Origin of the sequence: Streptomyces sp. NPDC058308 (assembly GCF_042880275.1) — a bacterium.
Classification (GTDB): Bacteria; Actinomycetota; Actinomycetes; order Streptomycetales; family Streptomycetaceae; genus Streptomyces.
In genome coordinates this window covers 15680-42055 of record NZ_JBHVZA010000008.1, presented here as the reverse complement: position 1 = coordinate 42055, position 26376 = coordinate 15680, and the positions used below count along the sequence as shown (strand labels likewise).

Sequence of the window (26376 nt, the reverse complement as noted above, 5' to 3'; positions counted from 1 at the left end):
GCGGGGCGCCCGAGCCCAGGTGATTTTCCCGGCGACGCAGAAGGCACCCCACGGGTTGCCTGTGAGACGCACCTCACGTGGCGCCTGTCATAGACAGCGGCGGAAAAGAGGGCAAAGGGTGGGGTGGGACGGAAGGAGCGCCTCACCCGTGAACCAGAGCGTGCGGCCCGCCGCGGCCGCGTCCGACGCGGCGACGCCGGGCACCCTGAACGGAATACCGCGACAGCCGGCGCACCGGCCCCCGCCGGGCCGGGCGCGCGCACCGCACTCCGGCCGCGACGCCCCGGACGTGGGGGTCACCGCCGTCGAGACCGCTGCCGCCGTCGGCGCCGCTGCCGTCGGCACGGCTGCCGTGCGGAGCCCTCGGCTGCGTTTCGTGGCGCGGCTCGGCCGGCTGCTGCCCACCCCCACCGGCACGCCGTTCACCTTCGGGTACGCGCTCGTGCTCGCCGCCACCTCGATGGTCGCCCAGTACGCCGATCCGGACCTCGTCTCCTCGCTCCTGCGCGGGTCGAGCACCGATGTGGCGCACCTCGCGCAGAACCCCGTCCTCGTCCTGGTCGCCAGCGCCCTGTGGATCGCGGGCGGCATCACGTCCCCGTACGCGGTCGGCTTCCTGCTGGTGCTCACCGCGCTGGAACGGCGCATCGGCGGCATCCGCACCGCGGCGGTCTTCCTCCTCGGCCACGTCGTCGCGACGCTCGTGACCGAGGTTCCGGTCGCCCTCTCGGTCCTGGCGGGCCATCTGCCCGACAGTTCGCTGCACCGGCTCGACTACGGCATCAGCTTCGGCGTGGCCGCCAGCGTCGGCGCGCTCGCGGGGCTCCTCACGCCGTGGCTGCGGTGGACCGTCCTCGCCGGGTTCGGCTGCATGCTGGTCGAGGACCTGATCGCCTTCACCGATCCGATGACCAACTGGGGTCACCTGCTCGCGCTCCTGATCGGCGTCGCCACCTGGCCGCTGATCGGGCTCGGGCGCCGGCCGGGCGGCCCGGTGCGCGGCGCACCGACCACAGGGCCGGGCCGCGGCCAGGAAGCCGGACCTCGTCGGGCACCGTGAAGCCGAAGTGCTCGTAGAAAGGGGAGGTTCAGAAGGGTCCTACGCCACCTCCGCCTCCACGATCGACGGGTGCATCTCGGTCGGCAGGATCCGTGTCAGCCGCAGCCCCGCCACCGTGAGCAGCGCCGAGAACTCGTCCTCGGTCCGCTCCTGGCCGTCAAGGACGGCCGACATCACCACGTCCAGAGTCTTGCCGAGGTGCGGTGCGTTGCCGCTGGGCAGCACGGCGTCGACGATCAGGAGACGCGCGTCCGGCGCCATCGCCGCGCGGCAGTTGCGCAGGATCCGCAGACAGCCGTCGTCCGGCCAGTTGTGCAGGACGTGCTTGATCACGTAGAGGTCGCCGCCCTCGGGGACTTCGGCGAAGAAGTCCCCGGCGTCGGCCCGCCACCTGCCCCGTATCGAGTCGTCATCGGCCAGCATGTGGGTGCTCACCGCGCCAGGACGGTCGAAGAGGATGCCCGTCAGGCCGGGGCGCCCGCGCAGGACCGCGCGCAGCAGCCCGCCGCGGCCGCCGCCCACGTCCACCACGGTGCCCTTCTCCGGGAAGGGGTACGTCCCGGCGATCACCGCGTCGATCGGGCCCGAAAGCGCTGCCATGCCGGTGTCGAACAGCTCCTCAAGCGCCGGGTCGTCGGCCAGGTGGTCGAAGAACGGCTTCCCGAAGATGCGCTCGAAGGACGGGCCCGCCTTGCGCACCGTCTCCTCCAGGCCCGCCGAGGTCCGCAGGAAGATCGAGTCGGTCAGCAGCAGGACGCCCTCGTGCAGGGAATTCGGCGCGTCCGTGCGCAGGGCGTCCCCGAGCGGCGTGAGGTGGAACGCGCCCGTCGCGTCCTCACGGAAGATGCCGCGCGTGGCGAGATAGCGCAGGACACGGCGCAGATGCCCGGCGTTGGTGTCGGTCAGTTCGGCCAGTTGTCCTGCGGTGCGCGGGCCCGCCGCGAGCCGGTCGGCTATCCGGCAGTGCGCCGCCGTGCGCAGCGCCGCCGAGAAGAGGTGCCCCAGCGCGTGCTCCACGAGCTCTCCGGCCACGTCCTGCGTGCCGTCGTCGCCGGTCCCCGGTGTGTCCACCATGGCTGCCCTCCGTGAGAGTCGGAGTGTCCACGGTCCCAACGGAACGGCCGCAGGGGAACGCCGCCCGGTGGACATCCGCACGCTGCGTGACTGGAAACCGTCCCTCGCCGCGCGCCCCGCGAACGGCTGCGGCGTCCGTCGTGCTCCGTCGTGTCCGGGCGTCTTCGGGTGATCGCTCACAGCGAACACGGTGGGGGAACACTTCGGAGCTCACAAGCATTGAGTCTGTATAGCTCAACTTGAATGCCGAAGGGGAGATCATGGCTACTGAGTCCACCACGTACACGTCGCTCACTCTGCCCGTGCTGCCGCTCGACGACGAGGTCGTCCTGCCCGGCATGGTGGTGCCGTTCGATCTGTCCGACGCGGAGGTGCGGGCCGCGGTGGAGGCGGCGCAGGCCGCCGCCCGGTCCAGCGGCGACAGCAAGCCGAAGGTGCTGCTTGTTCCGCGCATCGACGGGACGTACGCCGCGACCGGCGTCCTCGGCACCGTCGAGCAGGTCGGCCGGCTCTCCGACGGCGACCCCGGCGCCCTCATCCGCGGCCGCGGCCGGGTGCGCATCGGCGCCGGTACGACCGGTCCCGGCGCGGCCCTCTGGGTCGAGGGCCTCAAGCTCGACGATTCCGTGCCCGACCCCCTGCCGGGCGCCGTCACCGAGCTCGTCAAGGAGTACAAGGCGCTCGCCACCAGCTGGCTGAAGAAGCGCGGCGCCTGGCAGGTCGTCGACCGCGTCACGCAGATCGACGACGTCTCCGCGCTCGCCGACAACTCCGGCTACTCGCCGTTCCTCACCACCCAGCAGAAGATCGAGCTCCTGGAGACCGAGGACGCGGTCGCCCGTCTCAAGCTCGCCACCGAGCAGCTGCGCGAGCACCTCGCCGAGCAGGACGTCGCCGAGTCCATCGCCAAGGACGTGCAGGAGGGCGTGGACAAGCAGCAGCGCGAGTTCCTGCTCCGCCGCCAGCTCGACGCCGTCCGCAAGGAGCTGCGCGAGATCAACGGCGACAGCAAGGACGCGGCCGAGGAGTCCGACGACTACCGCGCCCGCGTCGAGGCCGCCGACCTGCCCGAGAAGGTCCGCGAGGCCGCCCTCAAGGAGGTCGACAAGCTGGAGCGCTCCAGCGACCAGTCGCCCGAGGGCTCCTGGATCAGGACGTGGCTGGACACCGTCCTCGAACTGCCCTGGAACGAGCGCACCGAGGACGAGTACGACATCAAGGGCGCCCAGGAGATCCTCGACGCCGAGCACTCCGGTCTGCAGGACGTGAAGGAGCGCATCACCGAGTACCTCGCGGTGCGCAAGCGCCGCGCCGACCGCGGCCTCGGGCTCGTCGGCGGCCGCCGCGGCGGCGCCGTGCTCGCGCTCGTCGGCCCGCCCGGCGTCGGCAAGACCTCGCTCGGCGAGTCCGTGGCGCACGCCATGGGCCGCAAGTTCGTGCGGGTCGCACTCGGCGGCGTGCGCGACGAGGCGGAGATCCGCGGCCACCGGCGTACGTACGTGGGGGCGCTGCCCGGCCGGATCGTCCGGGCCATCAAGGAGGCCGGGTCGATGAACCCGGTGGTGCTCCTCGACGAGATCGACAAGGTCGGCTCGGACTTCCGGGGCGACCCGGCCGCCGCCCTCCTCGAAGTCCTCGACCCGGCACAGAACCACACCTTCCGCGACCACTACCTGGAGGTCGAGCTCGACCTCAGCGACGTCGTCTTCCTCGCGACGGCGAACGTCCTCGAAGCCATCCCCGAGGCCCTCCTCGACCGCATGGAGCTCGTCAGGCTCGACGGCTACACCGAGGACGAGAAGGTCGTCATCGCTCGCGACCACCTCCTGCCGCGCCAGCTGGACCGGGCGGGCCTGGAGAAGGACGAGGTGACGCTGGACGAGAGCGCGCTGCGCAAGCTCGCCGGCGAGTACACGCGAGAAGCGGGCGTGCGCAACCTGGAGCGCTCCGTGGCGCGGCTGCTCCGCAAGATCGCCGCACAGCACGAACTGGGCGACAGGGAGCTGCCGTTCACGGTCACGGACGCGGACCTGCGCGAGCTCATCGGACGGCCGCACCACGTGCCCGAGTCCGCCCAGGACCCGGCCGAGCGGCGCACGGCGGTACCCGGTGTGGCCACCGGGCTCGCGGTCACCGGGGCGGGCGGTGACGTGCTGTTCGTGGAGGCGTCGCTCGCCGACCCGGAGACGGGGGCCTCGGGGCTCACGCTCACCGGTCAGCTCGGCGACGTGATGAAGGAGTCGGCGCAGATCGCGCTGAGCTTCCTGCGCTCGCACGGCGCCGAACTGGAGCTGCCCGTCGGCGACCTGAAGGACCGGGGCGTGCACATCCACTTCCCGGCGGGCGCCGTGCCGAAGGACGGCCCGAGCGCGGGCGTCACGCTGACGGCCGCCCTCGCGTCGCTGCTCAGCGGGCGCCTGGTCCGTACGGACGTGGCGATGACCGGCGAGATCTCGCTGACCGGCCGCGTCCTGCCGATCGGCGGCGTCAAGCAGAAGCTGCTCGCCGCGCACCGCGCCGGGATCACCACGGTGATCATCCCGAAGCGGAACGAGCCGGACCTCGACGACGTCCCCGCCGAGGTCCTGGAGAAGCTCGACGTGCACGCGGTCACGGACGTCCGTCAGGTGCTCGAACTGGCTCTCACCGAGGCCGAGGTGCGGGTCCCGGTCGCCGCGTAGGCCCGGGGCGGCACAGGGCGACGGCGGCCATCCCCGTACCGGGGTGGCCGCCGTCCGTGCGCTCAGCCGTTGGCGAGCGCCACCACCCGGTCGAGGGCGCCGTTGAACTTGTTGTGGTCGCCGACCGTCGGTCCCGACGAGGTGTACTGCCACATGGTCTGGAAGCCCCAGCCGGCCGGGAGTTCACCCGGGCTCGTGTCGTAGCGGGCGATCCAGAGCGGGTTGCTCGCGCCGAAGCCGCTGTAGTTGCCGGTGCACTGCTTCCACCAGCTGGTGGCCGTGTAGATGACGGCATCGCGGCTGGTGCGCGCCTTGTAGGTGGTGAGGAAGTCGCGGATCCAGCTGACCATCTCGGACTGGGACTTGCCGAAGCAGGCCGCCCCGTACGGGTTCCACTCGATGTCGAGGGCGCCCGGGAGCGTCCTGCCGTCCCGCGACCAGCCCCCGCCGCCGCTCGCGAAGTAGTTGGCCTGAGTGGCGCCGCTCGAGGTGTCGGGCGTCGCGAAGTGGTACGCGCCGCGGATCATGCCCACGTTGTACGAACCGTTGTACTGCTGGGCGAAGTAGGGGTTCTTGTACGAGGTGCTCTCGGTGGCCTTGACGTAGGCCCATTTCACGCCGCTGTTCCAGAGCGTCGACCATGCGACGTTGCCCTGGTGGCTGCTGACGTCGACGCCCTCGGTCTGCGTGGCGTCACCGCCGGCGGGCAGACCGCCCTGGCCGTCGTGTTCGATGACGCCCTGGCCGAGGCGGGCGGAGCCGCGTGCCGGGACGTCGTCCGCCCGGGCCGCTGTGGGGAGCGTCAGGAGGAGGGAGAGGGCGGACAGTGCTGCGAGGAGGACCCCCGCCGGCGACAAGCGCGAGCGGCGGGCCGTTCCGGGTCTGTGCACGGGCATGGGCGTGCCTCCGAAGGCCTCGGTGGTGCTCGGTGGGGACCTGTCGACATGTGAGTGGTGTGAACATGTCACTTGAAAAGCTACGCACGTAGACCGCCGCCAGGGAAGAGGGTCGGTCTTCTGCCGTTGGTCCACTCCTGTGACGGTGCCTTCGGGGCGGTACCGGCGTCACCTTGCGAAATACTGGTCAGGCCGCTGTCGCCACGGCCGCGGCGCGAGGTCCTTCCGGCGACAACTTTCAGAAACGGGAAAGCGGGACATGGGTGCTGCAGAAGAGGACGTGAAGCGTGGCGCACAGGGCGACGTGGAACAGGGGGCGGACCGCGAGTTCCTCTCCCTCGAACGGGAGTTGTCGCTGCTGATGCGCCGCGCGCGGGCCTCGTCGGGCGAGATGGCGCGCCAGGTCCACCCCGACCTGGAGCCCGCCGCGTACGGACTGCTCGTCTGCCTCGACGACTCGGGACCGCAGCGGGCCACCGAACTCGCCGCCTACATCGGCGTCGGCAAGGCCACGATGAGCCGCCAGCTGCGGGCGCTCGAGGAGCTCGGCCTGGTCTCCCGCGAGCCCGACCCGGCCGACGGGCGGGCCTGGCTCATCCAGCTCACACCGGACGGCCGCACCCGCTTCCGCACGGTGCGCGCCGGGCGCCGCGCCCAGTACGTACGCAGGCTGGCCAGCTGGGACCGGACGGAGGTCGCCGAACTCGCCCGGCTGCTCGGGCGGCTGAACGAGAGCGCGGACACCTGAGCGGTACCCGTACCGGCGCCCGGACGCCTGAGCGGTACCCGTACCAGCGCCCGGACACCTGAGCGGTACCCCTACCAGCACCCGGACGCCTCACCACTGCGCGTACACGACCGCCGCGTCGTCGTGCCGCTTCCCGCGGGGGAAGGCCAGGCGGTCCGGGTCCGCGCGCTCCAACTCCCGCACCCGGTCCACCAGGTGCTGCGGCCCCTGCTTGCGCAGCAGCGCGAAGCAGTCGGCCCAGTCGCCCTCGCGGAACGTCTCGACCCACCGGCCGGCCCCGTCGGTGAGCGCCGCCAACGCCGTCACCTCGGCCCGCGGCAGCTCGCCGGTGACCGCGCGCCGTGCCGCCGAGGGGTCGGCGGCGGCCGTGAAGAAGCCGTCCTCCGCGTTGCGCAGCGCCTCGACGGCCGCTCCGTAGGCGCGGGCCGCCACGTCCCGCTCGGCCGAGCCGCGCGGCAGGGCGCGCACCTGGTCGCGCAGGGCCCACACGGTGGGCGGCAGCTCGGCCAGGCGGCGGTCGAGGATCGCGGTCACCGCGCCGTCGCGGCCCGCGATGAGCAGCGCCGAGTCGGACAGGACCAGGTGTTCGACGCGCTCCGCGTCCCACCGCACGAGCACCACCGTTGCCTGTGGCGTACGGGGGTGAGAAAGGTCACAGGTTGAACGATGGGCGTCGGCCGTACGCGAGATGGCGGCCGCAAGGACCTCAGTGAGCGTCATATCCCGGCGTGAAACGGACAGTTCACCCAGGGCGCCGCCGAGTCGCGCGATGAACCAGGGGACGGAATGCGGACAGCCCACCGCTCCCTCGGGCGGCGTCACGCCGTCCAGGAGGACGAGCGAACCACCCTGTCCGGACGCGGGAAGCGCGACCGAGGCGAAGTCCTCGTTGGGGCGTGCGGGGTCGCCGGGCTCGGTGGCGAGTTCGATACGCATCCGGCCAGTCTGCATGAGGTCTTCACTGAGGTCAGGGGGAGCGGAAAAGGGGCCCCGGGAAGATCCTTGGCACCGGGATGCCCGCCGGAATTCGACCGGAATGATCGCCTCCGTCGGGGTGTGGCGGCGCATCCTGCCAAAGCCTTCGGGCGACGTCCAACCGGCACACCGCACCGGCCGCACGGCCGTCCCGCCGGGACTTGCTCGCCAACTCCCCGCCGATGTTCACTCCTTCGGGTGGCCAGGCAGGCGATGCACGACCGCCACTCACCGGCACTGGAAGGGTCGGGAGCCGTACCGGGGGAGCGCTCGTGTTGACAGGCCGTCACCCGGGCCCAAGGGCAGACGAAAACAAGAATGCGAGCACCGGTGCAGAAGATTGGGCCTCGGCGCAAAGGCAAGAAGACGGCCCCGGAAGGGGCCACGCCGGGCGCGACGACTCCGACCGAGCGTGTGCCGGAGCGCACCGCCACGGGCCCCTCCCCGGACGCCGGAGCGGGATCCGGACCGGGCGTCGGAGCGGGACCCGGACCGGGCGTCGGGCCGGGTGTCGGAGCGGGCGAGAGCGCGGCCGCCGCGGCTGACGTCTCCGCCGGTCCTGCCGCGACCGCGTCCCCTGCGGCCGCGCCCCCGGTCAACAAGGCGCCCACCGCGCGGGTGCGCAATCGGCTGATCGTCGCCGTGGCCGTCGTGGCCGCCGCCATCGCGGGCGCGGGCGCGCCTGCCCTCATCGCCGCGTCCGGCCGGCTGAACGACACGCAGAGCCTGGTGACGCTCGCCGAGCGGACCCAGGAGGCGGTCTCCCTCGGTCATTCCCTCGCCGACGAGCGCGACGAGGTCACCACGTTCATCGCGTCGGGGCGCCCCCAGGGCAAGGGGCTCTCCCAGAGCCGCAGCGCCCGTGTGGACCGGCAGATCGACGAGCTCCGCGGCGCCGACGCGCCCGCCGGGCTGCGCGACGACCTCGCCGACATCGCCGCCGTGCGCAGAGCGGCGCTCACCGGCAAGAGCACCGCTCTCGAAGCCCACGAGGCGTACACCGCGGTCATCACCGAACTCCACGGACTGACCCGCGACCTGGCCGAGCGGCTGCCCCCGGAGGCGAACGGCGGCGCCCTCGCGCTCGCCGACCTCGACCACGCCGTCGAGCAGGCAGCCGCCACCCGCGGCCTCCTCCTCGCCGCCCTCGCCCTGCCCGACTCCACTGGCACCACCTCGCTCGACCCGGTCACCGGCCTGCCGGCCAACGTCACCGACGGCCCTCCGGCCGAGACCAAGCGCCGCGACGAGCTGAGCTCCGCCGCCCAGCAGGCCCGCGTCCGCGAGCTCGCCGCGCTCGCCGACTTCCGGGACGCGGCGGGCGACCGGGCCCGTGCCACGTACGAGTCGACCGTGACGGGCTCCGAGGTCACCTCCGCGGAGAAGTACCTCAAGCGCCTCACCGACCAGCCCACGCTCTCCGCCGCCGAACGGAACTACAGCGCCGAGAAGGTCGACGCCGCACTCTCCGCCCGGATCGAGACGATGCGCGGCGCCGAGTCCGCGCTCGGCGTCGAGCGCACCAAGCAGCTCGCCCAGCTGCGCGACGACGACGTCACGGCCCTGGAGATCCGTATCGCGCTCGTCGGCGTCTGCCTGCTCGTCGCGGTCGGTGCCGCCATGGGCGCGGCCCGTTCGCTGACCCGGCCGCTCGCCGTCCTGCGCCTGGGATCGGCGCGCCTCGCCACCGGGCCCGCCCCCCAGGAGCCGATCCGTTTCACGGGCCGCGACGACGAGTTCGCCCAGGTCGTCCGGTCCGTCAACGCGCTGCACGGCCACGCGGCGGCCCTCGCCGAGCGCCTGGCCACCCTCGAATCGGACCGCAAGCACCTCATCGGGCAGCGGCAGTCCATGGCCGACGAGCGCGCCGCGCTGCGCGAGGAGCTCGCCGAGGCCGCCGCGCACCTGGAGCGGGTGCGCCAGTCCATTCACGGCACCTTCGTCAACCTCGCCCTGCGCACCCTCGGCCTGGTGGAGCGCCAGCTCGCCGTCATCGAGAACCTGGAGGAGCGCGAGCAGGACCCCGACCGGCTCGCCACCCTCTTCAAGCTCGACCACCTGGCCACGGTCATGCGCCGGCACAGCGAGAACCTCCTGGTCCTGGCCGGTGCCGAGCACGGCCACCAGCACCCCGGCGCCGTCCCGCTCGTCGACGTCGTACGCGCGGCCGTCTCCGAGATCGAGCGGTACGAACGCGTCCGCATCGCCACACTGCCGCCGCACGCCCACGTGGCGGGCTTCGTCGCGGACGACATCAGCCATCTCACCGCCGAACTCCTGGAGAACGCGACGTCGTTCTCGCCGCCGGACGCCGCCGTCGAGGTCTCCGGCTGGCTCCTGGAGAACGGCGAGGTCATGCTCTCCGTCCAGGACGAGGGCATCGGCGTCTCCCAGGAGCGGATGCGGGAGCTCAACGGCCGCCTCGCGGACTTCGACCCCGACGACGTGCACGACCAGGAGAGCGGCGACGGCCTCGGCCTCGGTCTCTACGTCGTCGCGCGGCTCGCGGCCCGGCACGGGGCACGGGTGCGGCTGCGGGAGCAGAAACAGGGCGGGATCGCGGCGGTCGTGGTGCTGCCCACCGCAATCCTGGCGGAGGCGCCGTCTCTGGCGGGGGCGCCTTCCGACGTGGGTGCGGTGCCCCGGGCCGGGGAGACCGGGCTCGTCCACCTGCCCGGCTCGGAGGCCGAGGCCAACTCGAACGTCATTCCGGGGCGGTTGGCTGGGGGTTCCGCCTCCGGCGAGGGAGAGGATCCGCTGATCGCCGCGGCGGAGCGGACGCTGGAAACGGAGCTGCCGAAAGCCGGGCCCGCGCCCGCCCGCGCGCCCGCGCCCGCCCGCGCGCCCGAGCCCGCCCCTGAGCCCGAGCCCGAGCCCGCCCACGAGCCCGAGCCGTCGGCCGAGACGACCATGGAGCTCGTGCAGCCGCCGTCACCTGACCCGGCACAGCGGGAAGCGGAGGCCAAGCCCGAGCCCGAGGCCAAGCCCGAGCCCGAGCCCGAGCCCGACGCCGAGCCCCAGCCCGACGCCGAGCCCGAGCAAGCGCCCGTCGCGCCCAAGTGGGAGCGCGTCACCGACAAGGGGCTGCCCAAGCGGACGCCGAAGATCACCGCACCGGCCGCCCCGCCGAAGCCGCGCAGCGGTTCCGTGGACGCCGACGCGCTCCGGCGGCGCCTCGGCGGCTTCCACCAGGGCGCGCAGAGCGGCCGGCGGGACGTGGAGGCCGAGCTCGCCGCCGAGACGGGACCGGCAGGCCCCGCAGGCCCGGCAGACCCGGCGCAACGTAACGAAAAGACCACACAAGTCGCAGACGTAATGGGGGACTCAGTCGAGGAGGCAAGCAGTTGACTGCGCCCATGCGCACGCCCAGTTCTTCCGCCGCACCCGTCGAATCCGCAGGACCCGCACGACCCGCGGCAGCCGCACGACCCGCAGCACCCGCAGGCTCCGCGGCCTCCGCAGGCTCCACAGGGCCCGCGGAACCCGTCGCGCACGGCCTGAGCAGCGAGGCCCGCAACCTGCACTGGCTGCTTACCAACCTCGTGGAGGAGGTGCCCGGGCTCCTCTCCGTCGCGGTGGTCTCCTCCGACGGGCTCATGCTGCTCTCCTCCGACCCCGGCAGGAACACCGAGCGTCCCGCCGCGAACCCCACCGGACCCAGGGGCTCCAGCGCCGACCTCGCCACCATCGTGTCGGGTCTCGGCTCCCTCACCATCGGCGCCGCCAAGCTGATGGACGGCGGCGCGGTCAAGCAGACCATGGTCGCGATGGAGGAGGGCAGCCTCTTCGTCATGTCGATCAGTGACGGTTCGCTGCTCGGCGTGCACGCCACCCCGGACTGCGACATGAGCGTCGTCGCGTACCACATGGCGCTCTTCGTCGGCCGCGCCGGGCACGTCCTCACCCCCGAACTCCGCAGCGAACTGCGCCAGTCGATGGAGAGCGCCCGATGAGCAGCAGCAGTCGCGGCAGCCGCAAGCCGCCGAAGCTCCCGCAGCGCGGTGGCGAGCGAAAACCCGCTCGCGTCCGCCCCTACTCGCTGACCGGCGGACGGACCAGGTTCGGTCACGTCCTGCTCGTCGAGACCTTCGTCGCCGCGCTCGAAGCGCCCGAGGAGCGCCGCGAGCTGCCCAAGGGCACGCTGGCGAGGGTCATGCCGGAGATGCGGGCGATCGTCGAGATCTGCCGCCGCATGCGCACGGTCGCGGAGATCGCCGCGCTCCTCAAGATGCCGCTGGGCGTGGTCCGCGTCCTGCTCAGCGACCTCGCCGACCAGGGAAAGATCCGGGTGTACGGAACGGGCCACGGCCCGGGACAGCCCGACCGCGCACTGCTGGAAAGGGTGCTGAGTGGACTCCGCCGTCTCTGAACTCCTCGAGAACGAGAACGAGGGTCAGTTGCAGGCCTGGCAGACGGACAGGTCACGCGCCCCGATCGCCACGAAGATAGTGGTGGCGGGCGGTTTCGGCGTCGGCAAGACGACGCTGGTGACCGCCGTCTCCGAGATCACGCCACTCCAGACGGAGGCGCTGATGACGCAGGCGAGCGCCGGCACCGACGACCTGAGCGCGACCCCGGAGAAGACGACCACGACGGTCGCCATGGACTTCGGCCGCATCACGCTCGACGACGACCTGGTGCTCTACCTCTTCGGCACGCCGGGACAGCAGCGCTTCTGGTTCATGTGGGACGACCTGGTGCGCGGCGCGATCGGCGCCGTCGTGCTCGCCGACACCCGCCGCCTCTCCGACTGCTTCCCGGCGCTCGACTACTTCGAGAGCTGCGGCCTGCCGTACATCGTGGCCGTCAACCACTTCGACGGCAGCGAGGAGTTCGAGGTGGCCGACGTGCGCGAGGCGCTGACGGTGCCCGCGCACATCCCCGTGCTGATCATGGACGCGCGGCGCCGGATATCGGCGATCGAGTCGCTGCTGGCCCTGGTCGGCCACGCGCTCGACGTCACCCCTGAGTAGACGTACCCCCTGTGTAGACGTATCCCCTGAGCAACACCCGAGTAAGAGCCCGAGCAGGAGAAGGACCGCATGCGGAAGATACTTGTCGTCGGGGCCGGTCAGTCCGGGCTCCAGATCGCCCTCGGACTCCAGGGACAGGGGTACGAGGTCACCCTGATGTCCAACCGCACGGCGGACGAGATCCGGTCGGGCCGGGTCATGTCCACGCAGTGCATGTTCCACACGGCGCTGCAGCACGAGCGCGACATCCAGGCGAACTTCTGGGAGTCGCAGGCCCCCAGGATCGAGGGCGTCGGCGTCTCCGTCGCCGGGCCCGACTCCTCCCGCGTCATCGACTGGGTGGGGAAGCTCGATGGGTACGCCCAGTCCGTCGACCAGCGCGTGAAGATGGCGGGCTGGATGGACACCTTCGCCCAGCGCGGCGGCCAGCTGGTCATCCACGGTGCCGCGGTCGGCGACCTCGACTACTTCTCGCGCGCCTACGACCTGGTGCTCGTCTCGGCGGGCAAGGGCGAGCTGGTCTCGATGTTCGAGCGGGACGCGGAGCGTTCCCCGTTCGCCGAACCGCAGCGCGCGCTCTCGGTGGCGTACGTCCACGGCCTCGGCCCGCGCCCCGAGCACCCCGAGTTCGACGCGGTGCGCTGCAACCTGGTGCCCGGCGTCGGCGAGCTCTTCGTCATGCCGACGCTCACCACCTCCGGGCGTGCGGACATCCTCTTCTGGGAGGGCATCCCTGGCGGGCCCCTCGACGTCTTCCAGGGCATCAAGGACCCGAGCGAGCACCTGGCGCTCACCCTCGAACTCCTGGAGAAGTTCCTGCCCTGGGAGTACGCACGCGCCACCAAGGTCGAACTGACCGACGCGGGCGGCACGCTGGCCGGGCGGTACGCCCCGACCGTGCGCAAGCCGGTCGGCCGGCTGCCCGGCGGCGGCCTGGTCCTCGGCGTCGCCGACGTGGTCGTCGCCAACGACCCGATCACCGGCCAGGGCTCCAACTCGGCGTCCAAGTGCGCCGCCTCGTACCTCTCGTCCATCGTCGAGCACGGCGACAAGCCCTTCGACGAGGCGTGGATGCAGGCGGCCTTCGACCGCTACTGGGCGACGGCGCGGCACGTCACCAAGTGGACCAACGCGATGCTGGGCGCCCCGCCGGAGCACGTCCTGAACATCCTGGGCGCGGCCGGTCAGCTCAAGGCGGTCGCCGACCGGTTTGCCAACGGCTTCAACGACCCGGCCGACTTCGAGAACTTCTTCTTCGACCCGGACAAGGCGGCCGCCTACCTGGAGTCGGTCGCGCCCGGCGCCTGAGCCGACCCGTACCCGAGGTCGCTGCCCGCGGTGGCGCCCGCGGGCAGCCTCGGCGGGGTGTACCCGTGCACGGCCCGGCCCCCGGGGTCGGGCCGCACGGCGCCGAGGACCGGATTCGCCGCGATCGGGGAGACCTTGACGCGGGCGCCGGGCCGCGGCGCCTGGACGACCTTGCCGTCGCCCAGGTAGAGGGCGACGTGCGTGGCCTCGGGGAAGTAGACGACCAGGTCGCCCGGGCGCAGCCGCGCCAGCGGGATGTGGCGCAGTTCGGCCCACTGCTCCTGGCTGGTCCGCGGGATCTCCCGGCCCGCGTGCGCCCAGGCCCGCTGGGTCAGCCCCGAGCAGTCGAACTTCTCGGGGCCCTCCGCGCCCCACTCGTAGGGCCGCCCGATCTGCCGCACCGCGTAGCCGAGGGCCCTGTCGCCCTGCCGGGAGGGCGCACGCCTGGCCTGGCTGCCGCTCGGCGCGCCGGGCGTCACGAACTGCCGCTGCGCCGCGGTGGTGTCCGTCTCCTCCGCCTGCCGCAGCGCCGCCAGTTGGTCCGGGGTGAGGGAGGAGAGCAGCTCCTCGACCTCTTTCAGCCGGCCGTCGACCTGGTCCCGCTGCTTCTTCTGCCGGGCGGCCAGGGCGGCTCCGGTGTCCAGGGCCTTCTTGGCCTCGGCCGCGAGGGCGTCGGCCTTCTTCTCGCCGCCGACGAGGCGCTTCACCGTGGCGGCGCGGTTGGTGGCCGCGCGCCGGACCACGTGGCCCTGGTCGAGGGCGCGCTGCGGGTCGCGGGCGAGCAGCAGGCGCAGGTAGGGGGAGAGCTCGGTGGTGCCCTGGTACTGCTGCCGGGCGAACCGGGCGGCGTCGCCCCGGCTGTCGTGCACCGAAGCGCGGGCCTTCGCCAGCTTCCTGTCGAGCTCCGCCGCCCTGGCGCGCTGCTTCTTCAGCTTCTCCCCGGTCGTGTGGTACGTCTGCGCGGCCCGCTCCGCCGACCGGTACAGCCGCTGAAGGTCCGTCAGGAGCTGGGAGACCGGGCGCTCCCCGGGGCCCGGCGCGGGCGCGGGCACGGCCTGCGCTCCGGGGCAGGCCGTGATCAGGGCGCCCGTCACGGCACCCGTACAGATCCACCGCAGCAGCCTTTCTGACACGCCATCACCTCCGGTGCGCGCCGGGCCCTCCGTCGCGCACCGCGAGCATCGGCCCGGGGCGGGGGTTCCGCCTCCCGGCGGGGGGCGGGCGGCGCAATGAGGTCACTCGTTCGGGAGGGGGCGGCGTGGGGTGTTGCGGGGGCGCTCGGCGGGCGTCGTTCCGCGGCCGCGTCGTGGTGGGGCGCGCGGTTCCCCGTGCCCCTCAGGGGCGGCCCGGCTTCGACCACGGCCACTTCAGGCCGCCGCCCGCATCGCCCTCGGCGTCGTACTCGTAATGCCATTTCGGGGTGAGGGAGAGGCGCCTTTCAGGGGTCGCTGCCACCCGTCGGTACACCAGGACGGCCGGCGGCCCGCCCGCGTCGTCCGGGACGGGCACGCGGTACACCTTCGGGGGGTGCCCGGTCGGCCCGAGCAGGACCGGGAGCACCCGGCCGTCCAGGGGGCCGCCCACGAAGGGAGTGTCTTCGCTCTTCACGCCCCCAGTGTCACACCCCGGTGCCACCCCCGGGCGGCGCGCCCCGGTGTCACACCGAGGAGGTCAGAGCAGGTGCGCCGCGTCGGCCACCACGGGCAGCACGTGCCGGGCGAGGGTGCCGACGGGCCCCTGCGGGGTCTCCAGGGTCAGCGCCCAGCGCACGACCTCCGCCGTCTGCGCGTCGCGTCCCGCGGTCGCCACGAGCACCGCCATGAACTGCTCCACGAGCATGTCCCGCAGTTCGTCGAGCGGCGGTTGCTTGTCCTCGTCGAGCCAGATCAGCGAGGCCGCCTCGACCGCCGTGATCCACATCCGCACGGTCAGCCGCAGCCGCGGACCCGGCTCCGGCACGTCCAGGTGGCTGAGGATGTGCTCGGCGGCGGCCCTGCGCACGCCGTCCACGATGGCCGTCGTCCGGGAGGTCTCCACCACGCTGCCGCCCTGCAGCAGCGCGCTGAACCCCGTGTCGTGCTGGTCGACGAAGGCCAGGTACCGGTCGAGCGCCCGGGAGAGCCGCCGGGTGAGCGGACCCTCCGGCGGCTCCGCGAAGCACTGCTCCAGATCGTCGGCCGCGGAGCGCAGCGCGGCCTCGTACAGCTGCTGCTTCCCGCCGGGGAAGTAGCGGTAGACGAGCGGCCGCGAGACCCCGGCCGCCTCCGCGACGTCGTCGAGATTGACCTCCTCGGGCGCGCGGTGCGCGAAGAGGGTGAGCGCGGAGTCCAGGAGCTGCCGCCGCCGGGCCTCGACGCTCAGGCGGCGGTACGCGGGGGTGGCGGCAGGCGAAGTCATGCCCGCAGCGTAACTCGGGGTGCGCCCCTTCAGGGGTGCGGGGAACCGCGCACCGAGCCACGGACGGCCCGCACGGTGATGGTCAGGCCAACAGCCCCGAAGACCGCCAGAGCCGCCGTCCGACCCCGCGCATCACACCGATGTCGTCCAGGAAGTCGGTGAGCCGCTTCGCCCCGGTCTGCATGACCTCACGCCGGTGCCCGCTCGCCTTCACCTGTGCGACGGCCTCCCGCCGGTCGAGCCCGACGTTCGTGTACACCTGGGGGTTGACGAAGGCGATGGAGAAGACGCGGGCGGCCTCACCGCAGCTGAGGCGCGTCAGCTCCCGCTCCCAGCGGGGCGCGGTCACCATCTGGCGCCGCAACTCCTCGCGGGCGTACCGCACATGGCGGGCCTCCTCGACGACGTGGATGCGGGTCACGCCGCGCACCAGCGTCTGGACGCGCTCGTCGGGGAACGTGAGGCGCTGCATCCAGTCGAGGACCTCCTCGCCGAGCAGCGTGCAGGCGAACGAGCCGGGGGTGGTGGAGACCGTCTTGAGGATGCGCGCGAGGTGGTGGGTGAGGCGCGTGACGGGGTAGGTCGGCGCGCCGCCCTTCTCGATCACTCGCGCGAACATCATCGAGTGCCGGCACTCGTCGGCGATCTCGGTGAGCGCGTACCGCACATGGGCGCTGGTCACCGACTTGTCGTAGATGTGCCGGACGAGCAGCTGCATCAGGATGATCTCGAACCAGATGCCGAGCGAGGTGAGCGAGGCGGCCTCGTGCCGGGCGAGGTCGAGCCGCTGCTCCTCGGACATCCGCTTCCACAGCGGGGTGTCGTAGAGGGAGACGAGCTCGGGCGGCCAGAACCACTTGCCCTCCTCGAGCGGCGCGTCCCAGTCGAGCTCCTTGTCCGGGTCGAAGGAGTGCTTGGCGGACGACTCCAGGAGTCGCAGGGCCACCTGCTCCCGGTCCTTGAGCAGTCCGAGTGCGTCCCGCAGCCCGTCCAGGGAATCGTCTTCCGTCACGGTCGTCATGACTGTTCCTGCCTTGTCGCGGGTTACCGGCGGTCACGTCTTATGAGACTGCTTGTCAGTAAGGCCGTCAATCCCTTGCGCGCGACTTGTTGACCCCTCGTCCAGCACCGTGTGAGCCTGCCGTCATGGCGACGCACGAGCTTTACACGAGTCCACCTGCGGATCTCACCTGGCAAGTCCCGTCGGCCAGTTCGGCCCGCTTCAGCTGGGAGTACGACGAAGGGCGCGAGCGCCTCCTCGCTCTCTACCAGAAGGGCAAGGACAAGCAGTGGGACGGCGCCAGGCGCATCGACTGGGACCTGGAGGTCGACCCGCTCGACCCGCTCGGCACCCCCGACGAGTCCATGACGCTCTACGGCACGCCCCACTGGGCCAAGATGACCGACAAGGACAAGGGCGAACTGCGCCAGCACTACGCCTCCTGGCAGTTCAGCCAGTTCCTCCACGGCGAGCAGGGCGCGATGGTGTGTGCCGCCCGCATCGTCGAATCGGTCCCCGACCTGGACGCGAAGTTCTACTCGGCGACCCAGACCATGGACGAGGCCCGGCACGCCGAGGTCTACGGCCGCTTCCTGCACGAGAAGATCGGCATGCTCTACCCGATCAACGACAACCTCCAGGCGCTGCTCGGCGACACCCTGCGCGACGCCCGCTGGGACATGCCCTACCTCGGCATGCAGGTCCTCATCGAAGGCCTGGCACTCGCCGCGTTCGGCATGATCCGCGACACCACGGACAAGCCGCTGCCCAAGCAGATCCTCGCCTACGTCATGCAGGACGAGGCCCGGCACGTGGCCTTCGGCAGGATGGCGCTGCGCGACTACTACAAGCAGCTCACCGACGCGGAGCTGCGCGAGCGCGAGGAATTCGTCATCGAGGGCTGCTACCTGATGCGCGACCGGCTGCGCGGCGACGAGGTCCTGGCGAACTTCGGCATCCCCAAGGCCCAGGCCGAGGAGTACAGCGAGCAGTCCGAATTCCTCGCGATCTTCCGGCAGTTGCTCTTCTCCCGCATCGTGCCGTGCGTCAAGGACATCGGCCTGTGGGGCAAGCGCCTGCAGGAGGCGTACGTCGACATGGGCGTCTTCGAGATGGGCAACGCCAACCTCGACCAGCTGATGGCGCAGGACGAGGAGATCGCCGAGAAGCTCGACGCGGAGCGCTTCGCCGCCGAGGAGCGGGAGCGCACGGCGGAGGTGGCGGACGCGATCGAGTCCGGCGAGGCGGACTGAACACCCCGGTCAGCGGGCGCCGAGCACCGCCTCCATCACCGCCTTGGCGATCGGCGCCGCGCTGCCGCCCCCGCTGATGTCCCCGCGGTCCGCCGACGCGTCCTCGACGACCACCGCGACCGCCACCGAGGGCTCGCCGTCGCCCGGCGCCTGTGCCCAGGAGATGAACCAGGCGTACGGCGTACCGGAGTTGTCGATGCCGTGCTGGGCGGTGCCCGTCTTGCCGCCGACGGTCACGCCGGGGATCGCCGCGTTCGTGCCGGTGCCCTCCTCGACGACCTGCTGCATCATCTCGCGCAGCCGCATCGCCGTGTTCGGGTTCATCGCCTGGCGCAGGGACCTGGCGCCCGTGGTGTCGACCACGTCGCCGTCGTCGGTGGTCGTACGGTCCACCAGGCGCGGCGACTTGACCGAGCCGCCGTTGGCCACGGCCGCCGAGACCATCGCCATCTGCAGCGGCGTCGCCCTGGTGTCGTACTGCCCGATGGAGGAGAGCGCGAGCTGCGCCTTGTCCATCGAGGTGTCGAAGTTGCTCGGGGCGACGGACGAGGGGATCTTGAGGCCGCGGTCGTTGAACCCGAAGTTCCGCGCCGTGCGGGACATCCGGCCGAGCCCCGTGTCGACGCCGAGCTTCGCGAAGAACGTGTTGCAGGACCACCGGAAGGCGTAGCGGAGCGAGGCGTCGGCGCAGCCGTCCACCTCGTTGGTCAGCTGGGTGCTCGTGCCGGGCAGCGTGTACGGGCTCGGAGACCTGGTCGGCGCGTCCAGGTCCGTCACCGTGTCCGCGTCGAGCGCCGCCGCGGCCGTGACCACCTTGAACGTCGAGCCGGGCGGATAGGTCTGGCGGATCGCGCGGTTCAGCATCGGCTTGCTGGGGCTGCCGTTCAGCTCCGCCCAGGCCCGCGCGACCGGCGCGCTGGTCCCCGAGAGCCGCTCCGGATCGTACGAAGGGGCGCTGACCAGCGCGAGGATCTTGCCCGTCGACGGTTCGAGCGCGGCGACCGCACCCCTCTTCCCGCCCAGACCCGCGTACGCGGCCCGCTGCGCCGCCGCCTTGATGGTGGTCTGCACGTGGCCGCCGGGGTTCTGCGTGCGCGTGATGTCGTTCCACAGGGGGAACGGGGCGAGCATCGGGTCGGTGCCGGAGAGGATGCCGTCCTCGGAGTGCTCCAGGAAGGTCGTGCCGTACACCTGCGAGGCGAAGCCGGTCACGGGGGCGTACAACGGCCCGTTCTTGTACGTGCGTTCGTAGCGGAGCTGCTCCCCGGTGTCCTTGGACCCGGTGACGGGCCGCCCGTCGACCAGGATGTCGCCGCGCGGCTGGTCGAACCGGACGATGGCGTTGCGGCGGTTGGCCGGGTTGGCGTCGAGGGAGCCGGACTGGACGACCTGGACACGGGTGGCGTTGACGAGCAGGGCGATGAGCAGCAGCGCGCAGAACGCGGCGGCGTGCCGGATGTACCGCGTCACGGGGCTCCCTCTCCCGCGGGCTGGTTGCGCGCCGAGTCGCTGACCCGGATCAGCAGTGCCACGATGATCCAGTTGGTGACGACCGACGAACCGCCCTGCGCGAGGAAGGGCATCGCCATGCCGGTGAGCGGGATGAGCCCCGTGACGCCGCCCGCGATGACGAAGACCTGCAGCGCGACGATGGACGCGAGCCCGATCGCGAGCAGCCGCCCGAAGGGCTCGCGCAGGGCGAGCCCGGCACGGAAGCCGCGCTCCACGAGCAGGGCGTAGAGCAGGAAGACCGCGCAGAGCCCCGAGAGCCCCAGCTCCTCGCCCGCCGTGGCCAGGATGAAGTCGGACTTCGCGGCGAAGCCGATGAGGATGGAGTGCCCGAGCCCGAGGCCGGTGCCGAGCATCCCGCCGGCCGCGAACGCGAAGAGCGACTGGGCGAGTTGGTTGGGACCCTGCCCCGCGTCGATGGAGGCGAAGGGGTGCAGCCAGTCCTCGACGCGGCTGTGGACGTGCGGCTCGAGGGAGCCGACCGCGAACGCGCCGAGCGCGGCGAGCACGAGACCGACGGCGATCCAGCCGGTGCGGCCCGTGGCGACGTACAGCAGGATCACGAAGAGCCCGAAGAAGAGCAGCGAGGTGCCGAGGTCGCGCTCCAGGACGAGGACGCCGACGCTCAGCAGCCAGATCGCGACGATTGGGCCGAGGACGCGTCCGGTGGGGAGTTGGAGGCGCTTGAACCGCCAGAGGGTGCGGCCGGTGTACGCGAGGGCGTTGCGGTTGTCCGCGAGATAGCTGGCGAAGAAGACGGCGAGCAGGATCTTGGCGAACTCGCCGGGCTGGATGGAGAAGCCGCCCACCCTGATCCAGATCCGGGCGCCGTTCACGGCGGGGAAGAAGATCGGCACGATCATCAGGATCAGCGCGGCGACGACGGAGAGGTAGGCGTAGCGCTGCAGTGCGCGGTGGTCGCGCAGGAAGAGGACGGCGGCGATGAACAGGCCCACGCCGACGGTCGACCAGATCAGCTGGGCGGGCGCGGCCTCGTCGTGCGGTGTCTCCAGGTCGAGCCGGTAGATGAGCACCAGGCCCAGGCCGTTGAGCAGCACCGCGATGGGCAGCAGCAGCGGGTCCGCGTACGGGGCGCGGAAGCGGACGGCGAGGTGGGCGAGGAGGGCGAGCGCACCGAGCCCGGCGCCGTAACCGGCGGCGCCGGGCGGGACGGTGCCGTGCTGGGCGAGGCCGACGTCGCAGTAGCCGTACACGCAGAGCAGGACGGCGACGACGAGCAGGGCGAGTTCGGTGCCCCGGCGCCGGGGGACGCGGGCAGCGGGGACCGCGGGGGGTGCGGCGCCCGTGCTCGTTCCGGCCATGCCGGGAACGTAGCAAGCAATCGGCCTAAAGTCCGCTTATGTCGACTATGTCGGCCGAGCGGTGTGAGGGGGCGCAGGCGGGGGTTCAAGGACAGACTCTCAGCACCAGCGCGGCGCCGGGCCGATGTTCGCGATGTAGTACGCCGAGCCCCAGGCCCAGGTCCCGTCGGTGAGCAGGTACCAGAGGTTGCTGCGGCCCACGCGGTCGCCCTTGGACTTGCAGAAGATGGTGACGACCTTGCCGCGCGGGACGGTGCGGACCACCTTGCTGCCGCGGGTCGGCGAGGTGCGGAGCAGGAGCCCGTTCTTGGCGGTGACGCGGCCCTTGTAGACGGGCGGCTTGTGGGTGGTGTCGTCGAGGGCGGTGGCCGGTCCGGCGAGGGTGAGTGCGGCGAGGGCGCCGCCCGCGGTGAGTACGCCGAGCCGGGTGGTGGTGGTCCGCAGGGACATGGGGACTCCTCGGGGGGAGGGGTGGGTCGAGCGGCTCCGGGCAAGGCGCTCGCAGGCCGCAGTCACACCTAAAGCGGCGCGATACGCACCCGCAACCTCACACCGCGTCACCCGAGGCGTCGGCCTCCTCGAACGGCAGCCGGAGCGAGGCCACGGCGCCTCCGTCAGGGGCCTGCGAGAACGTCAGCCGCGCCCCGAGGACCGCCGCCTGACCGAGCGCGATGGTCAGCCCGAGGCCGTGCCCCTTGGAGGACGTGCCCTCGGTGCGGAAGCGCTGCGGCCCGTGCGCCACCAGGTAGTCGGGGTAGCCGTCCCCGTGGTCCCGTACCGTCACCACCGGCCCGTCGACGGTCACGAGGACCGGCGGCCGCCCGTGTTTGTGCGCGTTGACGACGAGATTGCCGAGCACCCGCTCCAGGCGCCGCCGGTCGGTCTCCACACAGACATCGCGTACGACGACGAGCTCCGTGCCCTCACCGGAAGAACGCACCACCCGCTCCGCCAGTGGAGCGAGTTGATGAGCGTCCAGGTCCACCCGCTCGCTCTTCGCGTCGAGCCGGGAGATCTCGAGCAGGTCCTCGGTCAGCGTGCGCAACGCGGCGACCCGGTCCCGCACCAGCTCGGTCGGCCGGCTCGGCGGCAGCAGCTCGGCCGCCGCGTGCAGCCCGGTCAGCGGAGTGCGCAGCTCGTGCGCCACGTCCGCGGTGAACCGCTGCTCGCTCAGGAGCTTGCCCTGCAGCGTGGAGGCCATGGTGTCCAGGGCGCCGGCGACCGCGGCCACCTCGTCCTGGTGGCGCGGGGCCCCGGTGGCGCTCGGCCCGGAGTGCGGATCCTTGACGCGCGCGTCCAGATCGCCCGCGCTGATCCGCCGCGCCACCTGCGCCGTCTGGTGCAGCCGCCGGGTCACCCGCGTCACGGCGAACGCGCCGACGAGCAGCGTCGCGCCGATCGCGAGCACGGAGGAGCCGAGGATGGCCCGGTCGAGGCCGTCGATGGTGCGGGCGCCCTGCGCGTAGTCGACCTGGACGGCGATGACGCGTCGCCCGTCGGCGGGCCCCGCCGCCCACATCGTCGGCCGCGACTCGTGGGCGGCGACCATCGTGCCACGCTGCCCGTCCGCCGCGAGGTCGCGCAGCCTGCCGGGCAGACCCGCCGGATCGACGCCCGCGCCGGGACCGAGACGGTCGCCCGCCTCATAGCGCTCGGTGACCTCCTTCAGCCGGGCGAGGGCCCGCTCGCGGGCCTGGCCGACGGTCTGGTTGGTCACCGAGACGTGGACGAGCGCGCCCAGCAGCGCGGCGAGCGCGCAGCACATGACGGTGATGAAGACGGCGGCCTTCCAGGTGAGGGTCGCCGTCCAGGCGGGGAGCCGCGGCCCGCGCGGCTGCCGGTGGCTCATCGCCCGCCGCCCGCGGAGGGGGAGGGGCGGGGCGTGGCGGGCCCGGGTGTCTTGGGCCGGTGCGACTTGGCGCGGGGCGCGTGGGAGGAGCGGACGATCTCGTCGCTCCTCGGCAGCATCGCCTTCTGGTGCGAGTCCCAGGACCACACGGTGTGGTACTCGTACCCCGCGAGGCTGGAGACGGCGCGGATGATCAGGTCCCGCCCGGCGAGCTCGACGCCGAGCACCGCGTCGCTCATCTCCATGATCTGCGTCAGCTGCCGCTTCTCCTCGGCGTAGACGCGGATGTCGAGGTTGTCGTCGGGCGTCGAGACGCCGACGATCAGATCGTCCTTGCCGTCGCCGGTCAGGTCGCGGTAGTACGCCTTGAGGACCGGGCAGCGCTCCGGAGAGCCGTCCTCGGCGCAGTCCTTGAGCCGCTCGACCGTCTCCTTGTACGCGCGGTCGGAGGGTTCGTACGTCCCCGGGTTCTCCGTGAAGTCCGCGCGGACGACCTCGGCCGGGTCCACCTCGTGCAGGTCGCCCTTCGGCACCTTGACGCCCTTGACCTTGACGCTCTCTATGGCGCCGTAGTCCTCGGCGGGCACCGAGGGCGACGGCAGGTCGGGCCAGAGGTGGGTGGGGCCCTCGGCGGTCGGCGTCGCGCCGGCGCTCTCCAGCCCGCCCGGGTCGCCGCAGCCCGCGACGAGGAGCGCGGCGAGGACGGCGAAGGCGGCGGGCGCGCGCCGGCTGCGGATCACTGCACTCCTGCCTGCCGCAGGGTGCGGCCTGTCGTGTCAACAGGCCTGTTGTTACGACACCAGGTCTGCGTAGAGAATGATGTTGTCCGAGCGGTGACCGTCCACGATCGGCCCGCCGCAGGTCAGCAGGCGCAGCTCGGGCCGGCCCGTCGCCCCGTACACCTTATGGGTGGGGAAGTCTTTCTTGTCGACCTGCTGTATCTCCCGCACCTTGAACGTCGCCGTGCTGCCGTCCGCGCGCGGGACCTGGACAGTGTCCCCGACCTCGACCTTCGCGACGTTCTTCATCAGCGCGGGACCGTTCGCCGTGTCGTAGTGCGCGACGACCACGGCGGCCCCCTTCTCGCCGGGCGTGACCCCGCCGGTCCACCAGCCGGGCTCGTCGGCCTTGTCCACCGGCGGCACCTGAAGCTCCTGGTCCGCGCCGACGCCGAGGTCGAGCATCGACGTCGCGTCGACACCCGCCGAGGGAATGCGCAGCCCGGTCGGCCTGGACGCCTGCATCGGGGTGACGGCCTGCTTGGCCCGGGTGGTGGCGGCGTTGTTCACCTTGACGTCGGGGGCCGGGTCGCCCTTGCCGCCCTGGCCGCAGGCGATCAGGCCGACGCCGAGCGCCGCGGTCAGGGCCGCGGCGGCCGCGATGCGGGTGGTGCGACGGCGCTGCCGGGCCGCGGCCTGTGCGTCGTCGGGGGCGCCGGGCTCGAAACCGGTGGAGGTGCTCACGGGGAACTCCTGTGGGGCAGAGGGAGGAACGGCAGGGGTACGGCCGCCGGACGGTGAGGGCCGTCCGGCGGCCGGAGAGGGGGACGGGGGGAGGGGGCCGGGGAGAGGGGCAGGGGCGTACCGGATGGGCGGGGGTGTCAGGAGTCGGTGCGGCCGCGGCGCAGCATCGCGAAGCCGAGCCCCGCCGCACCGGCCGCGGCCATGCCGCCCCCGGCCACCAGGAACGCGGGGTCACCGGCGTCCCGCATGTTCTCGGCACCGGCCTTGACGCCGCCCTTGGGGGCCACGGTCTTGCCGCTGTTCTCGCCGCGCTTGCCGTGGTGGCCGCCCTTGCCGCCCTTGCCGTCCTTGCCGTCCTCGCGGTTCAGGTACGTGATGCCGATGTGCCCGTTGGAGGGATGCAGCTCGTACTTCACGCCGCCCTGGGTGACCGTCGGGTGCGTGGCGGAGAGCGTCGCGATCTCCTTGCCCTTGAGGGAGATCGTCGCCACGAAGGAGCCGCCGCGGTTCTGGATCTTCGCCTTCGCGCCGTTGCCGAGGACGACGTCGAAGACCTCGCCCTTCTCCGGCTGCGGCGACCGGCTCTGCGACGCCGTCGGTTCGGGGGCCGGTGAGGCCGCCGCGAAGGCACCCGCGGCCGGGACGAGCAGCGCCCCGCCGACGAGGGTGGAGACGGCGGCGGTGCGGAGGAGGGTGTGGCGGCGAGGGGTGCTCACGGGACGTTCCTTACGGTCGGCTGGTCGCTCCGGGCTGAGCGGGTGGACAGCTACGACGCTAGATGTCCGCTATTGCGGCAATTCGTCGTCTATGTAACGACGGGCCATAGCTGTGCGAGCAGTGCCGTTACGGGACCGGAGATGTGTCCCGCGCGGAGCGGACGGACCGGCGCGAAGAGACCTCGACTTCCGTCCGCCGCAACCGGGTTCTTGCCGCGGGAGGCCACGGGCTGGTCCCATGGTCGAGGGGGTGATGACGCATGACCGGACTGCGCGTCGTACCGACTTGGCGGCAGGGGAACGAGCGGCTGTACGTGTGTCTCGCGGACGGCAGGAACGTGGCCTGGTACGACCGGGACTCGGCCCGCGTGAACCTGCTCAGCGAGGACCGCGAAGAGGACGTGCTCGACGCCCTCGCCCCCTTTCTGACCGGCCCGTTCACGGTGGGGCCGCCGCCCGTGCCCACCCCTGCCGAGCTGGCCCGCCTCGCCCTCCACCCGGACGACGACCTGGCCCCCAACCGCCCCGGCGAGGCCCTGCGCATCTCCCTCGACCGCGATCCGGCGCCCGCCCGCAGGCTCCGCGCCGACGCCCGGCACCGTGCGCTCGCCGCGGAGCGGACGGTCGGCGAGGCCCTGGACGAACTCGAAGGCGCGGGCTGGCGGGTGCTGCACTCCGTGCCGCTGCCCGGTGGCGCCCGCATCCACCATCTGCTGATCGGCCCCGGTGGCCTGTTCTGTGTGGGCGCCCTCGCGGTCCGCAGGCAGCGGGTGCGCATCGCCGATCCGATGGTCGTGGTCGGCCGTGCCGAGCCGGTTCCGCTGCTGCGCTCGATCCGCTCCGACGCGGGCCGCGCCTCCTTCGCGCTGACCGCCGAGGTCCGCCCCGTCCTGGCGCTGGCCGGGACCGGCGCCGCCGAACTCGCCGTGGCGGCGCCGCCGCGCGACGTACGGGTGCTGCGCGAGGCGGACCTGCCGGGGCTCGCCCGCCTCGGCGGGGTGCTGAAACCGGCCGACGTGGAGGCCCTGCACGCCCTGGCCAGGGACCGCCGCACCTGGCTGCAGGTCTGAGCCGGCCGTCGGCTCAGGGGGTGCCGCCAGGCGCGACGGGTCCGGAGGCCGCCTTAAGGAGAGGTCCCCTCAAGAGACTGTC

The 26376-nt window shown here is 72.4% G+C and carries 24 protein-coding genes; 10 read left to right on the top strand and 14 right to left on the bottom strand.

What is annotated here, in order from left to right; genetic code table 11:
- Positions 1–148: 148 nt before the first annotated feature.
- Positions 149–1060 carry a rhomboid-like protein gene (locus tag ACFVYL_RS13285; RefSeq protein WP_389715159.1) on the top strand — a complete coding sequence of 304 codons (912 nt, stop codon included), beginning with the start codon at positions 149–151 and terminating at the stop codon, positions 1058–1060.
- A 39-nt stretch (positions 1061–1099) separates the two neighbouring features.
- On the opposite strand, the gene ACFVYL_RS13280 is transcribed toward ACFVYL_RS13285, so the two are convergent.
- Positions 1100–2134, bottom strand: a complete 1035-nt coding sequence (locus ACFVYL_RS13280; RefSeq protein WP_389715157.1) for a methyltransferase — start codon at positions 2132–2134, stop codon at positions 1100–1102.
- Between the two features lie 260 nt (positions 2135–2394).
- On the opposite strand from ACFVYL_RS13280, the gene lon reads away from it, so the two are divergent.
- The gene (gene lon, locus ACFVYL_RS13275; RefSeq protein ID WP_389715156.1) at positions 2395–4815 is read left to right on the top strand and encodes an endopeptidase La; all 2421 of its coding nucleotides are present in this window, start codon (positions 2395–2397) and stop codon (positions 4813–4815) included.
- Between the two features lie 62 nt (positions 4816–4877).
- Here the strand turns inward: lon and ACFVYL_RS13270 are convergent, their stop codons facing one another.
- The gene (locus tag ACFVYL_RS13270; protein WP_389715155.1) at positions 4878–5711 is read right to left on the bottom strand and encodes a lysozyme; all 834 of its coding nucleotides are present in this window, start codon (positions 5709–5711) and stop codon (positions 4878–4880) included.
- Between the two features lie 259 nt (positions 5712–5970).
- On the opposite strand from ACFVYL_RS13270, the gene ACFVYL_RS13265 reads away from it, so the two are divergent.
- Positions 5971–6459 carry a MarR family winged helix-turn-helix transcriptional regulator gene (locus ACFVYL_RS13265; RefSeq protein WP_389715154.1) on the top strand — a complete coding sequence of 163 codons (489 nt, stop codon included), beginning with the start codon at positions 5971–5973 and terminating at the stop codon, positions 6457–6459.
- Between the two features lie 90 nt (positions 6460–6549).
- Here the strand turns inward: ACFVYL_RS13265 and ACFVYL_RS13260 are convergent, their stop codons facing one another.
- A complete protein-coding gene (locus tag ACFVYL_RS13260; protein ID WP_389715152.1) occupies positions 6550–7395 on the bottom strand; it encodes a protein phosphatase 2C domain-containing protein in 846 nt (281 codons plus the stop codon).
- 357 nt (positions 7396–7752) lie between these two features.
- Here ACFVYL_RS13260 and ACFVYL_RS13255 point away from each other — a divergent pair, with 357 nt between their 5' ends.
- The 5 genes from ACFVYL_RS13255 to ACFVYL_RS13235 all read left to right on the top strand — a co-directional run bounded on the left by ACFVYL_RS13255 (position 7753) and on the right by ACFVYL_RS13235 (position 13715).
- On the top strand, positions 7753–10782 hold the full coding sequence (locus ACFVYL_RS13255; RefSeq protein ID WP_389715150.1) for a nitrate- and nitrite sensing domain-containing protein: 3030 nt from the start codon (positions 7753–7755) through the stop codon (positions 10780–10782).
- Between the two features lie 8 nt (positions 10783–10790).
- Positions 10791–11387 (top strand): roadblock/LC7 domain-containing protein, encoded by a 597-nt coding sequence (locus ACFVYL_RS13250; protein ID WP_389715148.1) that lies wholly within the window; start codon positions 10791–10793, stop codon positions 11385–11387.
- Positions 11384–11803 carry a DUF742 domain-containing protein gene (locus ACFVYL_RS13245; RefSeq protein ID WP_389715147.1) on the top strand — a complete coding sequence of 140 codons (420 nt, stop codon included), beginning with the start codon at positions 11384–11386 and terminating at the stop codon, positions 11801–11803. Before ACFVYL_RS13250 ends, ACFVYL_RS13245 begins: the two co-directional genes overlap by 4 nt.
- The gene (locus ACFVYL_RS13240; protein ID WP_389715145.1) at positions 11784–12407 is read left to right on the top strand and encodes an ATP/GTP-binding protein; all 624 of its coding nucleotides are present in this window, start codon (positions 11784–11786) and stop codon (positions 12405–12407) included. Before ACFVYL_RS13245 ends, ACFVYL_RS13240 begins: the two co-directional genes overlap by 20 nt.
- Positions 12408–12476: 69 nt before the next feature.
- Positions 12477–13715, top strand: coding sequence for a styrene monooxygenase/indole monooxygenase family protein (locus tag ACFVYL_RS13235; protein ID WP_389715144.1), 1239 nt, complete (start codon positions 12477–12479; stop codon positions 13713–13715).
- Here ACFVYL_RS13235 and ACFVYL_RS13230 read toward each other — a convergent pair.
- From ACFVYL_RS13230 to ACFVYL_RS13215, 4 genes are all read right to left on the bottom strand, one after another.
- Positions 13685–14848 carry a C40 family peptidase gene (locus ACFVYL_RS13230; protein ID WP_389715143.1) on the bottom strand — a complete coding sequence of 388 codons (1164 nt, stop codon included), beginning with the start codon at positions 14846–14848 and terminating at the stop codon, positions 13685–13687. The two genes, ACFVYL_RS13235 and ACFVYL_RS13230, sit on opposite strands and share 31 nt — an antisense overlap.
- A 202-nt stretch (positions 14849–15050) precedes the next feature.
- Positions 15051–15323 (bottom strand): hypothetical protein, encoded by a 273-nt coding sequence (locus tag ACFVYL_RS13225; protein ID WP_389715142.1) that lies wholly within the window; start codon positions 15321–15323, stop codon positions 15051–15053.
- A 63-nt stretch (positions 15324–15386) separates the two neighbouring features.
- Positions 15387–16112 carry a TetR/AcrR family transcriptional regulator gene (locus ACFVYL_RS13220; RefSeq protein ID WP_389715140.1) on the bottom strand — a complete coding sequence of 242 codons (726 nt, stop codon included), beginning with the start codon at positions 16110–16112 and terminating at the stop codon, positions 15387–15389.
- Between the two features lie 82 nt (positions 16113–16194).
- Complete coding sequence (locus tag ACFVYL_RS13215) at positions 16195–17133, bottom strand: diiron oxygenase (RefSeq protein WP_389715138.1); 939 nt, start codon at positions 17131–17133, stop codon at positions 16195–16197.
- A 125-nt stretch (positions 17134–17258) separates the two neighbouring features.
- On the opposite strand from ACFVYL_RS13215, the gene ACFVYL_RS13210 reads away from it, so the two are divergent.
- On the top strand, positions 17259–18365 hold the full coding sequence (locus ACFVYL_RS13210) for a ferritin-like domain-containing protein (protein WP_389715136.1): 1107 nt from the start codon (positions 17259–17261) through the stop codon (positions 18363–18365).
- Positions 18366–18374: 9 nt separating this feature from the next.
- On the opposite strand, the gene ACFVYL_RS13205 is transcribed toward ACFVYL_RS13210, so the two are convergent.
- The 7 genes from ACFVYL_RS13205 to ACFVYL_RS13175 form a co-directional block, all read right to left on the bottom strand.
- Positions 18375–19835, bottom strand: a complete 1461-nt coding sequence (locus ACFVYL_RS13205; protein WP_389715135.1) for a penicillin-binding transpeptidase domain-containing protein — start codon at positions 19833–19835, stop codon at positions 18375–18377.
- Complete coding sequence (locus tag ACFVYL_RS13200) at positions 19832–21196, bottom strand: FtsW/RodA/SpoVE family cell cycle protein (protein WP_389715134.1); 1365 nt, start codon at positions 21194–21196, stop codon at positions 19832–19834. Before ACFVYL_RS13200 ends, ACFVYL_RS13205 begins: the two co-directional genes overlap by 4 nt.
- Positions 21197–21295: 99 nt before the next feature.
- Complete coding sequence (locus ACFVYL_RS13195) at positions 21296–21646, bottom strand: SH3 domain-containing protein (protein ID WP_389715132.1); 351 nt, start codon at positions 21644–21646, stop codon at positions 21296–21298.
- 97 nt (positions 21647–21743) lie between these two features.
- Complete coding sequence (locus ACFVYL_RS13190) at positions 21744–23045, bottom strand: ATP-binding protein (protein WP_389715130.1); 1302 nt, start codon at positions 23043–23045, stop codon at positions 21744–21746.
- A complete protein-coding gene (locus ACFVYL_RS13185; protein ID WP_389715128.1) occupies positions 23042–23785 on the bottom strand; it encodes a hypothetical protein in 744 nt (247 codons plus the stop codon). Before ACFVYL_RS13185 ends, ACFVYL_RS13190 begins: the two co-directional genes overlap by 4 nt.
- Before the next feature lie 51 nt (positions 23786–23836).
- Positions 23837–24427, bottom strand: a complete 591-nt coding sequence (locus tag ACFVYL_RS13180; protein WP_389715411.1) for a class F sortase — start codon at positions 24425–24427, stop codon at positions 23837–23839.
- Between the two features lie 218 nt (positions 24428–24645).
- Positions 24646–25224 (bottom strand): hypothetical protein, encoded by a 579-nt coding sequence (locus tag ACFVYL_RS13175; RefSeq protein ID WP_389715127.1) that lies wholly within the window; start codon positions 25222–25224, stop codon positions 24646–24648.
- Between the two features lie 260 nt (positions 25225–25484).
- Here ACFVYL_RS13175 and ACFVYL_RS13170 point away from each other — a divergent pair, with 260 nt between their 5' ends.
- Entirely contained in the window at positions 25485–26294 is an 810-nt protein-coding gene (locus ACFVYL_RS13170) for a nuclease-related domain-containing protein (RefSeq protein ID WP_389715125.1), read from the top strand.
- The last annotated feature ends 82 nt before the right edge of the window (positions 26295–26376 follow it).